This is a genomic window from Carnobacterium sp., from assembly GCF_032094055.1.
Lineage (GTDB): Bacteria > Bacillota > Bacilli > Lactobacillales > Carnobacteriaceae > Carnobacterium_A.
In genome coordinates this window covers 12573-26351 of sequence record NZ_DAMDAK010000004.1, presented here as the reverse complement: position 1 = coordinate 26351, position 13779 = coordinate 12573, and the positions used below count along the sequence as shown (strand labels likewise).

At 36.3% G+C, this 13779-nt stretch carries 15 protein-coding genes; 7 read left to right on the top strand and 8 right to left on the bottom strand.

Annotation, left to right across the window (positions count from 1 at the left end; genetic code table 11):
- Positions 1-403, bottom strand: a 403-nt coding sequence (locus RT405_RS01295) for a nucleoside 2-deoxyribosyltransferase (RefSeq protein ID WP_313466906.1), incomplete at its 3' end; no start/stop codon positions are given.
- Between the two features lie 170 nt (positions 404-573).
- On the opposite strand from RT405_RS01295, the gene RT405_RS01290 reads away from it, so the two are divergent.
- From RT405_RS01290 to RT405_RS01275, 4 genes are all read left to right on the top strand, one after another.
- Complete coding sequence (locus RT405_RS01290) at positions 574-1722, top strand: 3D domain-containing protein (protein WP_313466904.1); 1149 nt, start codon at positions 574-576, stop codon at positions 1720-1722.
- A 15-nt stretch (positions 1723-1737) separates the two neighbouring features.
- Positions 1738-2010, top strand: coding sequence for a hypothetical protein (locus RT405_RS01285; RefSeq protein WP_313466902.1), 273 nt, complete (start codon positions 1738-1740; stop codon positions 2008-2010).
- 176 nt (positions 2011-2186) lie between these two features.
- Positions 2187-3959: an excinuclease ABC subunit UvrC gene (gene uvrC / locus RT405_RS01280; RefSeq protein WP_313466900.1), complete on the top strand. Its 1773-nt coding sequence runs from the start codon at positions 2187-2189 to the stop codon at positions 3957-3959.
- A gap of 192 nt (positions 3960-4151) precedes the next feature.
- Positions 4152-5279, top strand: coding sequence for a cation:proton antiporter (locus RT405_RS01275; protein ID WP_313466899.1), 1128 nt, complete (start codon positions 4152-4154; stop codon positions 5277-5279).
- A gap of 62 nt (positions 5280-5341) precedes the next feature.
- On the opposite strand, the gene RT405_RS01270 is transcribed toward RT405_RS01275, so the two are convergent.
- The 3 genes from RT405_RS01270 to RT405_RS01260 all read right to left on the bottom strand — a co-directional run bounded on the left by RT405_RS01270 (position 5342) and on the right by RT405_RS01260 (position 8021).
- Entirely contained in the window at positions 5342-5698 is a 357-nt protein-coding gene (locus RT405_RS01270) for an iron-sulfur cluster biosynthesis family protein (RefSeq protein ID WP_313466897.1), read from the bottom strand.
- 144 nt (positions 5699-5842) lie between these two features.
- Entirely contained in the window at positions 5843-6574 is a 732-nt protein-coding gene (locus RT405_RS01265; protein WP_313466895.1) for an amino acid ABC transporter ATP-binding protein, read from the bottom strand.
- Positions 6567-8021, bottom strand: a complete 1455-nt coding sequence (locus RT405_RS01260; protein WP_313466893.1) for an amino acid ABC transporter substrate-binding protein/permease — start codon at positions 8019-8021, stop codon at positions 6567-6569. The genes RT405_RS01265 and RT405_RS01260 overlap by 8 nt, the downstream gene beginning before the upstream one ends.
- Before the next feature lie 196 nt (positions 8022-8217).
- Here RT405_RS01260 and RT405_RS01255 point away from each other — a divergent pair, with 196 nt between their 5' ends.
- Positions 8218-8784: a GNAT family N-acetyltransferase gene (locus RT405_RS01255; protein ID WP_313466891.1), complete on the top strand. Its 567-nt coding sequence runs from the start codon at positions 8218-8220 to the stop codon at positions 8782-8784.
- A 58-nt stretch (positions 8785-8842) separates the two neighbouring features.
- Here RT405_RS01255 and RT405_RS01250 read toward each other — a convergent pair whose 3' ends face one another.
- The 4 genes from RT405_RS01250 to RT405_RS01235 form a co-directional block, all read right to left on the bottom strand.
- Positions 8843-9352, bottom strand: coding sequence for an LURP-one-related family protein (locus RT405_RS01250; RefSeq protein WP_313466890.1), 510 nt, complete (start codon positions 9350-9352; stop codon positions 8843-8845).
- Positions 9353-9647: 295 nt separating this feature from the next.
- Positions 9648-9812: a YvrJ family protein gene (locus RT405_RS01245; protein WP_313466888.1), complete on the bottom strand. Its 165-nt coding sequence runs from the start codon at positions 9810-9812 to the stop codon at positions 9648-9650.
- A 249-nt stretch (positions 9813-10061) separates the two neighbouring features.
- Entirely contained in the window at positions 10062-10889 is an 828-nt protein-coding gene (gene thiD, locus RT405_RS01240) for a bifunctional hydroxymethylpyrimidine kinase/phosphomethylpyrimidine kinase (protein ID WP_313466886.1), read from the bottom strand.
- Positions 10890-10986: 97 nt separating this feature from the next.
- Positions 10987-11871 (bottom strand): Cof-type HAD-IIB family hydrolase, encoded by an 885-nt coding sequence (locus tag RT405_RS01235; RefSeq protein WP_313466885.1) that lies wholly within the window; start codon positions 11869-11871, stop codon positions 10987-10989.
- Between the two features lie 185 nt (positions 11872-12056).
- Between RT405_RS01235 and RT405_RS01230 the strand changes: the two genes are divergently transcribed.
- On the top strand, positions 12057-12737 hold the full coding sequence (locus RT405_RS01230; RefSeq protein ID WP_313466883.1) for a uracil-DNA glycosylase: 681 nt from the start codon (positions 12057-12059) through the stop codon (positions 12735-12737).
- 181 nt (positions 12738-12918) lie between these two features.
- A partial coding sequence (gene pta / locus RT405_RS01225; RefSeq protein WP_313466881.1) for a phosphate acetyltransferase occupies positions 12919-13779 on the top strand: 861 nt, incomplete at its 3' end.

The window sequence follows — 13779 nt, the reverse complement described above, 5'->3', positions numbered from 1 at the left end:
CTGTATATAAGTTGATATAAGAGAATTGAGATTCAGCAATTTCTTGAAGAGCCTCTAATTTTTTCTGATTGGTTGCACCTTGTTGTCTTGAATCGGTATATAGCCCGACAATCGGAATGCCGGCTTGATAAGCAACACCAATTTCAGTAGCCACGCCTACATCAATAGCAGCTCCATCTAATACAGCAATCATAAAATCACAACTTAATAATTGGTCTGTATCCATTTTAGCAATCATGATAGAATCCGCATAGGCATTTTTATCATTGATTTCGGTTTGTTCTTGAGGTACATAAAGATCGAGTGCTGGAAACTTTTGCTTGATTTCCTTTACAAGGTAATCGTTGTACATAAGTTCCATTTCTGAAAATAATGGGCTTGCAAAATAAGCTTTTTTTGTCATTTTCTTTCCTCCTAATACGATTGTTACAAAAACAGTATACCTTAAATTGCATTTGTAACAAAAAGTAATTGATCCGAAATATAATATAGGATTTTATCCGTTATACTATGGAAGTGATAAATACAAAGGAATTTAAATAAAAAACGAAAAAAGAAAGGTGTTGTCAATTTTTGAAAATTGGTAAATTAGTCATAAGTTCAATGATGGCATTTTTATTGGTCAGTGTTATTCCGACTACTGCATTTGCATCGACGTTAGATGAGATTCAATCTCAGCAACAGGCAAAACAAGAAGAAATGGCAAAATTAGATGGCGAAGTTAATCAGACACTAGTTAAAGTAAATGAAAAAAATTCAGAACTTGAAAAACTAAAAGAAAAGATTGAAGAAAAAAAAGGAACGATCGAAAAAACAACAACCGAAATAAAAGAACAAGAAGAAGTTGTTGCTGCTCGCGTCGAACAAGCGAAAGAACGACTACAGACGATTCAAACTTCTGAAGTGAATCAAAACGTAATTGTTTCATTATTTGAATCAGAAAGTGTATCAGATTTATTTAATCGGGCTTATGTCTTAGCTACATTGCAATCAGCCGGAAATGACCAAGTTAATCTGGCAGAAAAAGAACAAATGAAATTAGCTGACTTAAAAGAAAAATTGAATGATGAGGCTGTGGCATTAGAAAGCCAAACAGAAACAGCAGAAAAGCAAAAAGCTGATCTAGATAAGCAAGTGGCAACTTTGCAAAAAACGATGGATGAGAACCAAGATATTCTAAATCAATTAGATAAAGAAAAAAGAGCAGAAGAAACAAGACTAGCAGAAGCAAAGAAAGCAGAAGAAGCAGCAGCTGCTGAAAAAGTAAAAGCAGCTCAAACTTCAGCTAAAGCAGAAAAAGAAAAAGCGGTTCAAATTGCAGCTGCTCAAGAAAATGAAACAGTAGAAGCTGCAGAAAAAACCAAACCAGCTGCATCAACGAATTCAGCGAAATCAGAGACTGCAACTCAAACAGAACAACAACCTGCTCCTGCGACCGGAAAAACACTTGTCGTTTCCGCAACTGGTTATTCAACAGCTGAAGCAGGACTAAGCACGCATACAGCAACTGGAATTGATTTAACAAAAAATCCAAGAGTTATTGCTGTTGACCCACGTGTTATTCCTTTAGGCACTATGATTGAAGTACCAGGTTATGGCGTAGCAATTGCCGGAGATACTGGCGGAGCCATCAAAGGCAATAAAATTGATGTTCACTTTTCATCTGTTGCTGAAGCCAATGCTTGGGGCAGAAAAACGATTACGATTAAATTATTGAATTAATCACAACATGAAGGAATGGTGAATGAATTGGCTGAACAAGTTAATATAGACTTTTATCAAGACAAAGATGAAGCAGCTTTTTTAGAAGCTTGGGAAGTTAAGTATGGACCAATCGACGATGAAGATATTGACGATTTATACCAAAAGATCGCTTTAGATATCCAAGAAAAAATACAAAATAAAGAAGTGAAACTAGGCGAAAGCTACCGTTATCAGGATGTTTTGGTAGGTTATTGCGATTACAGTTCATTCAACAATTTATTTTTATTTAGCCAAACAAAAAAATAAAGAGGCTATTAAAAAAATGACGATAATGCATTGCACCCTGAAAGTTAGAAATAATCTAACTTTCAGGGTGTGTTTTTAGCATTTACACGGAAAAAATAAGCAGAAAACTTTACAATAGCAGCAGGGGGTTGTAAAATAAGTACGTTTGAATTATGCATAAGGAATGGGAGTAAAAAATGACTAGTGAACACATTAATAATAAATTACTGTTGCTTCCTGATTTGCCTGGATGCTACTTAATGAAAAATAGTGAAAATGAAATTATTTATATTGGAAAAGCTAAAAATTTAAAAAACCGAGTTCGCTCTTATTTTAGAGGAACCCATGAAGGCAAAACCGAATTGCTAGTGAAAGAAATCGTGGACTTCGAAACGATTATTACAGCAACCGATAAAGAATCTCTATTGTTGGAGATTACATTGATCAAGAAGCACCAACCTAAATACAATATCAAATTAAAACAAGGCACAAGTTATCCTTATTTAAAGATCACTAATGAACGAGATCCGCAATTGATTATCACCTCAGAAGTAAAAAAAGATGGCGGTATTTATTTTGGGCCTTATCCGAATGTTTATGCAGCGAGTGAGACACAACACTTTATTCAAAAAATTTATCCACTCAGAAGATGCAATGGAAGTCAGAAGAGAGCTTGTTTATATTATCATATGGGCCAATGTTTGGGCCCTTGTGATCACGAGGTTCCTGTGGAAGAGTATAAAGCACAAATTGAAAACATCAAACGTTTTTTAAATGGAGACGTTAAAGAAGTAAAAAAAGAGCTACGTGCTAAGATGATGCAAGCTGCTGCTGAGCAAGTCTATGAACGAGCAGCTGAATACCGCGACCAAATCCATTATATTGAAACAACAGTTGAGAGACAAAATATTATTACAAATGACTACACAACACGCGATGTATTCAGCTTTTATATGAATAAAGGCTGGATTTCGATTCAAGTCTTTTTCATTCGCCAAGCTACGCTGATTAAACGAGAAGCTACGATCTTTCCTTGTTACGATTCTCCAGAAGAAGAATTAGCTTCTTATATCGTTCAATTTTATCAAGAGGAAAACCATCTTTTGCCTAAAGAAATCCTTGTTCCACAAGAAGTAGAAACAACTGTCTTAGCAGAAGTTTTAGGCATTGCTGTAAAAATCCCTGTTAGAGGGCGTAAAAAAGATATGCTGGATCTAGCTACTAAAAACAGCGAGATTGCTTTAAATGAGAAGTTTAAACTAATTGAGATGGATGACCGTAAAACAGTAGGGGCTGTAAAAGAACTATCAGAAGCAATGGGATTGCCGTATATCAAGCGAATCGAAGCTTTTGATCATTCGAATATCCAAGGAACAAACCCAGTTTCAGCAATGGTTTCTTTTAAAGATGGGCAACCTGATAAAAGCAATTACCGTAAATACAAGATAAAGACGGTTCATGGCAGCAATGAAATGGCGACTACAGAAGAAGTAGTCCGCAGACGTTATGAACGCCTTCTTAAAGAAAACAAACCATTGCCGGATTTGATTTTAATGGATGGCGGAAAAATCCAAGTAAATGCCGCTATTGACATTTTAGAAAATGAATTAGGATTGTCTATTCCCGTAGCTGGAATGGTCAAAGACAATAAGCACCGAACTTCTTCTTTGATTTTTGGAGAAGAACATGAAGAAATCAAATTGAAACCTACTAGTCAAGCGTTTTACTTAGTACAGCGGGTTCAAGATGAAGTCCATCGCTTTGCCATTACGTTCCACCGTCAACTACGCAGTAAAAATAGTTTATCTTCAAAATTAGATCAAATCGAAGGGGTCGGGCCAAAGACTCGAACTAAAATTTTAAAACAATTTAAGTCATTGAAGAAAGCTAAAGAGGCTGATGTATCAGAATATAAAGCTTTAGGGATACCAGTTAAAACAGCTGAAAGAATCAAAGAAGAATTAGATTAAAAACCGTTCATCCTGAAAAAACAGCAGGATGAACATTTTTTTAAAAAAATAATTAAAACTATTTAATTTTTAAAGAAAATTAGTATAAAAAACAGTATAATGGACTAGTTATTAAAAAATAGAAGGGAATTTGAGCGTTGCAAATGACCAACACTCTATTTTTTTATCTCAAAAAGTAGTAGGAGTGGATAAATGTTTATTTTACAGTTTTTAATTATTTTAATAGCTACAAAGTTAGCAGGGCAATTGAGCATCCGTTTGGGACAACCTTCTGTCTTGGGAAAAATCATTATCGGAATCATTATTGGACCAGCATTATTAGGCTGGATACAAGACACAGAAATCCTAAAAGTATTTAGTGATATCGGTGTATTACTCTTGATGTTCTTAGCAGGTCTGGAGACCAATTTAACCGACTTAAATAAAAATAAGAAGTCTTCTATACTTGTAGCCTTTTTAGGAGTTTTATTTCCTGTTTTCGGAGGATTTATCGGTGGATACGCTTATGGCTTATCTGTTCCGGAAGCCATTTTCCTAGGTCTGATTTTGTCGGCAACATCTGTCAGCATCTCAGTGCAAACGTTAAAAGAGCTGGGCTGGCTGCAAAGTAAAGAAGGTTCGACATTACTTGGTGCTGCAGTAATAGATGATATTGTAGTCGTGATTTTGCTGGCATTGGATATGAGTTTCTTTATGGGAACAAATGTTAACTTAGTTTCATTATTAGGGAAAATCGTTGCGTTCTTTGTAGTGAGTCTTTTGATTTCAAAATGGATCGTTCCTACATTTATCAGACTGTTTTCAAAACTAAAAGTAACCGAACCGTTATTAAGCGGAGCGTTGATCGTGTGCTTTGCGTTTGCCTTTTTTGCCGAATCTTTAGGAGTAGCGGGAATTATTGGGACATTTATTGCAGGGATTGCTGTTGGGCAAACGAACTATAAGAAAGAAGTAGAAACAAAAATAGAATCTATAGCTTATGGTATTTTTGTTCCCATCTTTTTTGCAAGTATCGGTTTAGCCGTTTCGTTTAATGGGATCAAAGACCAATTAGCCTTCACCATTATTTTGTCAGTCGTTGCGATTGCTACGAAATTTGTGGGTGCAGGATTGGGTGCACGTTTATCCGGTTTCAATAACCGTTCTTCAATGGGGATTGGATCGGGAATGATTTCACGAGGAGAAGTAGCGTTGATTGTTATTGCGATGGGATTAGAAAATAGTCTGATTCCAATTGAATATTATACTCCTATGATCATTGTCATTATCGTGACGACGCTTGTAACGCCACCTCTGTTAAAACTATTTTTTAACAAATAAATATGAAAATGAGAAGAGGTACAAGAGGAATGCATTCCTTTTGTACCTCTTCTTTTTAATAGTTAGTGTAAAGCCAAGAAAACAGAAGCGTCTGAGTCATCGGTGATCATCACATTTGGGTTGATCAATCCGCTGGTTCCTCTTAAAATTAAAGCATGTTTTTCTTCGCTGAAATCTAACTTCATTTGTTCATCTAGAAAATCTAAACTCCACCCTTGAATAGGCAAATCGCCTAGTGTTGTTTTAATAGTAGCATCTACTTCAGGATCTTCTTTTTGTGTGATTTTTAAAGTGAAAATGCCGTTATTTCCGCAAATACAGCCAATGCGAGATTCATAATAGACAATTAATTTACCAGGTTTAAGGGCTTGAGCTGCAGCAATTCGTTGTTGTGCAGATTCAGTGATTTCTATAAACATACCAAATCAAACCTCCTTAGAATAGACTACCTTAATCATACCGCGGATAAATAAATTTATCCACTATTGGGTATAGGTTAAAGACGATCAAAAAAGTAAGATACAAAAAACTGCCTGCTTTTCAGCGGACAGTTTTCTCCATATTTAGACAAGCACTTTATTTAAGAAATCCTGTGTACGGCTATGCTGAGGATGATTGAATACTTCTTCAGGTGTACCTTCTTCGACAATATAACCACCATCCATAAAAATCACACGGTCTGCGACTTCTTTAGCAAATCCCATTTCATGAGTAACGACCACCATGGTCATTCCTTGCCGAGCCAAGAGCTGCATCACTGCTAATACATCTCCAACCATTTCAGGATCCAAAGCACTAGTTGGCTCGTCAAACAGCATGATATCGGGTTCCATCGCTAAAGCGCGTGCGATAGCGACACGTTGCTTTTGTCCTCCTGATAAAGAATTTGGATAATCATTCGCTTTTTCAGATAGCCCGACTGTTTCTAATAACTCTAGTGCTCTTTTTTTAATATCGGCCTCTTTTTTATTCTTTAATTCTTTAGGAGCTAAAGTAATATTTTTCAAGACAGTTAAGTGCGGAAACAAGTTAAAGTGCTGGAATACCATTCCGATGTTTTCTCTTATTTTGTTGATGTTTTGAGAAGAAGCGTTTAGGTCATGATTATCGATGATCACTTTTCCGCCTGTAATATCTTCTAATTGGTTGAGACAACGTAAAAAAGTACTTTTACCTGAACCGGAGGGACCGATGATGCAAACAACTTCGCCTTCTTGGATTTCAACATTCAAGTCTTTTAAAACTTCTAATGAACCAAAGCTTTTTTTTAGATTCTCTACTTTTAATTTAGTCATTTTGTAATTTCCTTTCCAAATAATTTGAAAGTTTCGTTAAAATAGTGATTACAATCAGGTACATTAAAGCTACAACTAACCACATATTCCCGGATGAAAATGTGCGGGAAATAATAATTTTTCCGGTTTGAGTTAATTCGACTATCCCAATAACAGATAAGATAGAAGTATCCTTCAACGTAATAACGAACTGATTGATAAATGATGGAATCATAATTTTGACAGCTTGAGGAAGGATAATTTTCCGCATAGAAAGATTGTATGGAAGCCCTAGACTCCGAGCTGCTTCTAGCTGACCTTTATCGACTGCCAAAATACCTCCGCGTACGAGTTCGGCAATATAAGCCGCTGTATTCAAACTAAGGGTAATGATTCCGGCAATCGTTGCTGAAAGACGTAAATCAAGGAGTTGCGGAATGGAAAAGTAAACAAAGAAAGCCAAAACGATTAAAGGAATGCCGCGAAATAAATCGACATAAAGTGAAGCGATCCAATTCAACCCTTTATTTGGCGAAGTGCTGAAAAGTCCTAATAGAACACCGACAATAGAAGCGATGACAAAAGCAGCCAATGTTAAGCCCAATGTACGGCCCAATCCCTTTATTAATTCACTGCTATTTTCTTTGATTAACCCCAAAAAGCCGATGTTAGCAGCTGAAGCGGTAGAATTTTCACCGATATAGGTGTCTAAAATTTCCTGGTATTTGCCATTAGCCCGGATATTGACTAAGCCATTGTTGAACATTTCAATTAATTCAGGATTCATTCCTTTGTTTACGGCAAAACCATAGTTGTCGCCTGGTTCTGGTTCAGTTGGAATTTTTAATTTTAAACGGTCGTTTTTAAGTGCGTATGCCATAACAGGATAGTCTTCAAAAGCAGCATCTGAGTTGCCGGCTTGAACATCTTCATACATATTAGCAGAATCTTCAAAAGTGTTTAATTTAAAACCGTATTCTTTTTGAATCGATTCTGCAAAAGCTGAACCGGTTGTACCTGTTTTGACCGCAACTGTTTTACCAGTTAAATCTTGGTAGCTCGTAATGTCATCATTCGATGCAGCTACGGCCATGACTACGCCACTTTCAAAGTAAGGCTCTGAAAAATCAAAAGTAGCTTTTCGCTCATCAGTAATGCTCATCCCGGCAATCATGCCATCAATTTGGTTAGATTCAAGTGCTTGCAAAGCTGCGCTGAATCCTAATGGTTTGAGTTCATATTCGAAACCTTGGTCTTCAGCAATTGCGTTTAATAAATCCATGTCGATTCCAATGTACTTACCGTCTGCATCCTGATATTCAAAAGGTGCAAAAGTAACATCAGTTCCAATAAGGTATTTGCCTTCTGCTGTTTTCGCGGAAACACTTTGAGGCTGTAAAACAGAAAAAATAGTACCGATTAATAAAATTGCTGCTGTTAAAAATAGTGAACGATTGTGCTTATTCATAAATTTCCTCCTCCTATATAAGGTTTTATTTTAATTTAACTTTAAGAGGATTGCAACCAGTATATCATCTAGCTGTGTGAGAAAAGCTGACATGTTTTGCTGATAAGCACTCAGATGGTCAATTTACCAGAAGACAAGTTGATATCTAAGAAATTATTAGCTATAGTTGTAAAGAGAAGTAAGGGGTGTAGTGAATATGATAAGGCAAGCTGAAAAAAAAGACACAGAGCAGATGCTTGAATTGGTTTGGATCGTTTTACAAGATATGGAGTTGCCGGCTCTAGAGATTATTCCGGAGCAGCAGTTAAAGGCTCTTCTTCATAAAGCTATGCAAAGTGAAGATTACCGTTACAGCTACCGACGAGCAATAGTTTGTCTACGCGAAGGTCAAATAGCTGGTGTCGCTTATGGGTATAAAGGGGAATTAGAACCGTATATTGATCAAGTATTAACGGATTTGCTGCAGAAGGCTGGTTTAGGAGAAGTACAGTTGTTTACGGATTCTGAAACAGGTCCTGGGGAATGGTATCTTGATACATTAGTAACCTCTGTTGATTACCGAAAACAAGGAGTAGCTATGGAATTATTAGCTGCACTTCCTAAGGTGGCTGAAGCCCAGGGAGAAACCATCATTGGATTAAATTGTGACCAAGAGAATGCATCGGCTCAGTCTTTGTACCGAAAAATGGGGTACCAAACTGTTGGAGAAAACACGTTAAGCGGCCATCGATATGACCATATGCAATACCAAATCAGTAAATAAAAAATCTGTCTTTCCTTTTAGTATTCACACAAAAGGAAAGACAGATTTTTTTATTTGATTAGATAGGCAAATAAGATTTTCTTTTTGCTTTAGTAGGTAGTCTTGTTAATGTAAGATGATCAACAATAACAGCGATACACAAGCAAATTGGGATATCTTGTGAATGAGTAATGGAAAGAGCGTAAAAGTCACCAAAAGGCAAATAGGCTTTTTCCATCTGCATAATAGTCTGCAGCCGATGTTGAACAGTATAATGATGATTATAGAAATCACCTTTTACAATCCAATTTAACTGACTTACTTTAAAATAAGGACCTTTTATTCCTGGTTGTTTAGAAATAGAGGCTACTTTATCGCCAGCAACATAAATATTGAATTTAGGGAAAACGGATAAAACGGTTTGTTTTACTTCCATCAGTAATGTGCCGTCCATCGCATATAAAGAAAGGCCATCGCCTATTCGACCCCATTTTCCAATAATTAAAAAAATATCTTTGCCCGCTTCGTCTTTAACGATAATTCGATTTTGAAGCGATACATAAGCTTGTTTCATATAAAGATGAACCATTCTTTACTCACCTCGAGTTAGTAGTTCTCCGTTTTTGCTCTTGCTTGAATAAAAATCATTTTCTCTTCCTGTTCTATTAGTATAACAAAAAAAAGACCAAAAACGAAGAGCTGCAAATAGTTCAACTTTTTTAAGGATTTAAAAACTTAAATAAGAGGGGTGAATGGCAAAAGCGAAAAGGACCTATTAAAGCTTTAAATAAACGATTCATTAACTAAGATTTCTTTTAAATAATCAGTAGAACGTAAAAAATAGCTGGAGCAAGAAAAAATACTTCTTACTCTAGATACTTTTATTAGCCGTTCATTTTAAAAACATGATTCAAATCTTGAATAGCTTTAACCAACTCATCTAGTTTAGACTCCATTCGTTGCAATAGAAACCAGGCGACAAAAATTGGAAAACCAAGGCTGCCGACAATTTCTGCAATCGCAGAAAGCCACTCTGGACTCGTTTCCATTCAATTTCCTCCTTCCTTTAAAACGACCTTTCCATTAATGATAACGCGATCAGTAACTAACTTGTTACCTTTATAGAAATCTAAAAAAGGGTTTTAACTGATTTTTGAAGAAATTTCACTGGTTAAAAATTACCAACATGACTTGACATAGAATGAAAAAGTGAGTCTGCCTTTTGGAGCATGTTTAAGAAAAAAGTTAAGAAAAAGGTAAGAGGATGAGACTTAGGTCTCATCCTCTTACCTTTTGAATTAGATAGAATCTTGTTTTGCTAAACGATAACCGCTGTGGAAAACAGAACCGATATATTGGTTGTATTTAAAACCGCTGCGAATGGCTTCGGAAACAAAATCTTTTGCTTTTAAAGTAGCTTCTTTAACTGTTAGACCTTGTGCTAAGCCAGCTGTAATAGCTGCTGCAAATGTGCAGCCTGCGCCATGATTATAAGCAGGGGAAATTTTTTCAGTTTCTAAAACTGTAAATTCTGATCCGTCATAGAATAAATCAATGGCTTTATCTCCTTCTAGAGCTTTTCCACCTTTGATCACAACGTTTTTTGCACCTAAATCATGAATTTTTTCTGCTGCTTTTTTCATATCCTCTAAAGTTGTTAATTTGCCCAACCCGGATAATTCTCCAGCTTCAAATAAATTAGGGGTGATGACAGTTGCAAGAGGCGTTAAAATGTCGCGTAATGCTTCTGCATTTTCTGGGTTTAATACTTCATCTTCGCCTTTACATACCATTACAGGATCAATCACAATATTTTCTAATTGTTGCTCTTTAATCGCTTTGGCAATGACTTTAATAATGGCTACGTTCGGCAACATACCCGTTTTCATTGCAGCAATTTTGTGATCACTTGCAAAAACAGTTTTTAATTGGGCTTCTAATACGGGAACATCAATAGTTGTCACACCATGACTCCAGTTGTTATCAGGATCCATTGTAGCGATGGCTGTTAAAGCAGATAACCCATAAGTTCCATATTCAGCAAATGTTTTTAAATCAGCTTGAATGCCAGCACCGCCACTAGAGTCGCTGCCTGCAATCGTTAATGTTCTTTTGATATCTGTCATGCTTATTTCCCCCTATAGTTCAGTGGCTTATTGATGAAAAGCCTGAATGATTAGTCTTATTGTACTGTTCTCAGCTGATTTGTCAAATTAATTTTTATCAAATTAATTGTTGATCCATATTATTATTAAGAGCTAATAAAACAGATTCTGCTACCCCATTTTCGTTATTTGTGGAAGTTAGGTATTTGGCATGAGCTTTAACACCCTCTTCAGCGTTGCCGACCGCCACGCTATATCCAGCTACTTGCAGCATGGAAACATCATTGAAATTGTCACCGAGCGCCATTACATTTTCTGTAGAAATTCCTAGTTTTTCTGCAGCCCGAGCCAACGCTAATCCTTTTTGAGCTTTAACGTTGTTGATTTCAATATTATTGATGAATGAAGCAGTGATCGCTAAGTCGCCTGAGACATTTAATTCTTGAGCTAGCGGATCAAGAACGGTCGGTCCTTCTTCACTAAACGTAATCATTTTTAAGATTTCGATTGTATCGTTTTCTAAAAGTTCTTCATATTGCGAAACATAATTGATGTTCATGATCTCTAAACGGGCAGCTGCTAATACAACAGCCATTTTAAATGAAGTATCAGGGTTTGTTTTATAAATCAATGAAGCGACAGATTCAATACGTTTTGCTTTATTATCTGAGTAAATTCCATGAGAAGTAGTCATTTCACAGTAAAGACCTAGCGCTCTTACCTTTTTCAAAATATTGCGAACTGTTTCTTTTTCAATTCCGATATTTTCAATAACGGTACCATCTTCATCATACACCTGTGCTCCATTTAATGTAATTAATGGACACGAAATCCCAACTTCTTCAAGTAATGGCTTAGCTTCTGTATAGCCGCGTCCAGTGGCTACCATAAAATGTATTCCTTCTTTTTGAGCTGCTAAGATAGCTTTAGCATTCGTTTCTGAGATGACCATCCGTTCATTCAGTAATGTTCCATCCATATCCGATGCAATAAGTTCAATCATGATTGTATTTCCTCCTAAGTTTCATTTGTCTAGTCTAGTTTACCATTTATTGGTAAAAAAAAGTACGAATACACGTTTTTTCTTGAATAGCTTGGCAATGGACAAGTAGTCTAAATACTTGTAGGAAAGTAAAAACTTTAGTACGATGAAGAAGAAAAAGAGACTAAACGGAAGAAGGGAATTATATGGCAATACCAATCCAAAATGATTGGGCTCCTATCTTAAATCAGCCCAGTTTAGCTCCAACTTACGAAAAGCTCAAACATTTTTTAGCAGAAGAATACCGAACAAAGACTATTTATCCAGCAATGGACCATATTTGGAAAGCCTTTGAATGGACCCCGTATCATAAAGTAAAAGTCGTTATTCTAGGACAAGATCCTTATCATGGTCCACATCAAGCGCATGGATTGAGCTTTTCAGTACAACCGAATGTGAAGATACCGCCTTCGTTGCTTAATATTTACAAAGAGCTTGAGAGTGATTTGGGTTACCCGCCTGTCAAACATGGTTATTTAAAATCTTGGGCAGAACAAGGTGTCTTATTACTGAATACGGTTTTGACAGTCCGTCAAGGAGAAGCACATTCTCATCGAGGTAAAGGGTGGGAAGAGGTGACGGATATGGTCATCAAAAAATTAAATGAACGAGAAGTCCCTATGGTCTTTATTTTATGGGGCAGCCCTTCTATTAAGAAAAGAAGTCTGATTGATGAAACAAAGCACACCGTTATTACTTCTCCACATCCTAGTCCATTATCTGCCTATCGAGGTTTTTTTGGTTCAAAACCATTTTCAAAAGCCAATGCTGCTTTAATTAAAATGGGACAAGAACCCATTAATTGGCAATTGCCCGAAAAAGTTTAGCAAATGAAGGCAGAAAAAACAGGGAAAATGAAACTGTACTAATCAAAAATGAAAGAAATATGAAAAATGTATAGAAATATAGTGTATTTTCATAAAACAGCACTAAAAAACTGTTATTTTTTACTAGAAAATAGTATGATAGACTAGAAGTGAAAAAACACATTATGTGGAGGGAATTAACGTGGAATTATTTGATGGTCTAAAATTTAATATTGTAAGAAAGAATATCCGAATTGTTTTTCCAGAAGGAACTGAACCTCGTATTATTGGAGCAGTTGTTCGTTTGCAAGCAGAGGAACTGGTTCATCCAGTATTGATCGGTAATCCGGAAGAAATTAAAGAAGTTGCTAAAAAGCGTGGATTTAATGTGGACAATATTGAGATTATTGACCAAAATAACTATGAAGATACAGACGAAATGGTTGATGCATTTGTTGAACGCCGCAAAGGAAAAGTGACTCCTGAGCAAGCAAGAGAAATGATCAAAGATGAAAATTATTTTGGCACAATGTTAACGTATATGGGCATTGTTGATGGATTAGTCAGCGGAGCGGTTCATTCAACAGGTGATACAGTTCGTCCAGCATTGCAAATCATTAAAACTAAACCAGGTGTGAGCCGTACAAGTGGAGCATTTATCATGCTGCGCGGTCGCGATAATGAAAAATATCTTTTCTCAGACTGTGCGATCAACGTTAATCCGAACGCTCAAGAATTAGCTGAAATTGCTGTTGAAAGTGCTAAAACAGCTGAATTATTTGGAATTGATCCTAAAGTCGCTATGTTGAGTTTTTCAACTAAAGGCTCAGCTAAAGCGGAAGAAGCTACAAAAGTCGAAGAAGCAACTAAAATTGCTCAAGAATTAGCTCCTCAATACCCAATTGATGGCGAATTACAATTTGATGCTGCTTATGTCGCTTCTGTTGGTCAACAAAAAGCACCAGATTCAACTGTTGCCGGACAAGCTACCGTTTTTGTTTTCCCTGAATTGCAATCTGGAAATATCGGCTACAAAATTGCACAACGCTTTGGTAACTTTGAA

What these genes read in the sequence shown, in the direction of transcription:
- RT405_RS01250 (WP_313466890.1), bottom strand. Translation starts at nt 9,352, where the DNA reads ATGGTTCATCTTTATATGAAACAAGCTTATGTATCGCTTCAAAATCGA.
- uvrC (WP_313466900.1), top strand. Translation starts at nt 2,187, where the DNA reads ATGACTAGTGAACACATTAATAATAAATTACTGTTGCTTCCTGATTTG.
- RT405_RS01230 (WP_313466883.1), top strand. Translation starts at nt 12,057, where the DNA reads ATGGCAATACCAATCCAAAATGATTGGGCTCCTATCTTAAATCAGCCC.
- RT405_RS01265 (WP_313466895.1), bottom strand. Translation starts at nt 6,574, where the DNA reads ATGACTAAATTAAAAGTAGAGAATCTAAAAAAAAGCTTTGGTTCATTA.
- RT405_RS01245 (WP_313466888.1), bottom strand. Translation starts at nt 9,812, where the DNA reads ATGGAAACGAGTCCAGAGTGGCTTTCTGCGATTGCAGAAATTGTCGGC.
- thiD (WP_313466886.1), bottom strand. Translation starts at nt 10,889, where the DNA reads ATGACAGATATCAAAAGAACATTAACGATTGCAGGCAGCGACTCTAGT.
- RT405_RS01285 (WP_313466902.1), top strand. Translation starts at nt 1,738, where the DNA reads ATGGTGAATGAATTGGCTGAACAAGTTAATATAGACTTTTATCAAGAC.
- RT405_RS01275 (WP_313466899.1), top strand. Translation starts at nt 4,152, where the DNA reads ATGTTTATTTTACAGTTTTTAATTATTTTAATAGCTACAAAGTTAGCA.
- RT405_RS01260 (WP_313466893.1), bottom strand. Translation starts at nt 8,021, where the DNA reads ATGAATAAGCACAATCGTTCACTATTTTTAACAGCAGCAATTTTATTA.
- RT405_RS01270 (WP_313466897.1), bottom strand. Translation starts at nt 5,698, where the DNA reads ATGTTTATAGAAATCACTGAATCTGCACAACAACGAATTGCTGCAGCT.
- RT405_RS01235 (WP_313466885.1), bottom strand. Translation starts at nt 11,871, where the DNA reads ATGATTGAACTTATTGCATCGGATATGGATGGAACATTACTGAATGAA.
- RT405_RS01255 (WP_313466891.1), top strand. Translation starts at nt 8,218, where the DNA reads ATGATAAGGCAAGCTGAAAAAAAAGACACAGAGCAGATGCTTGAATTG.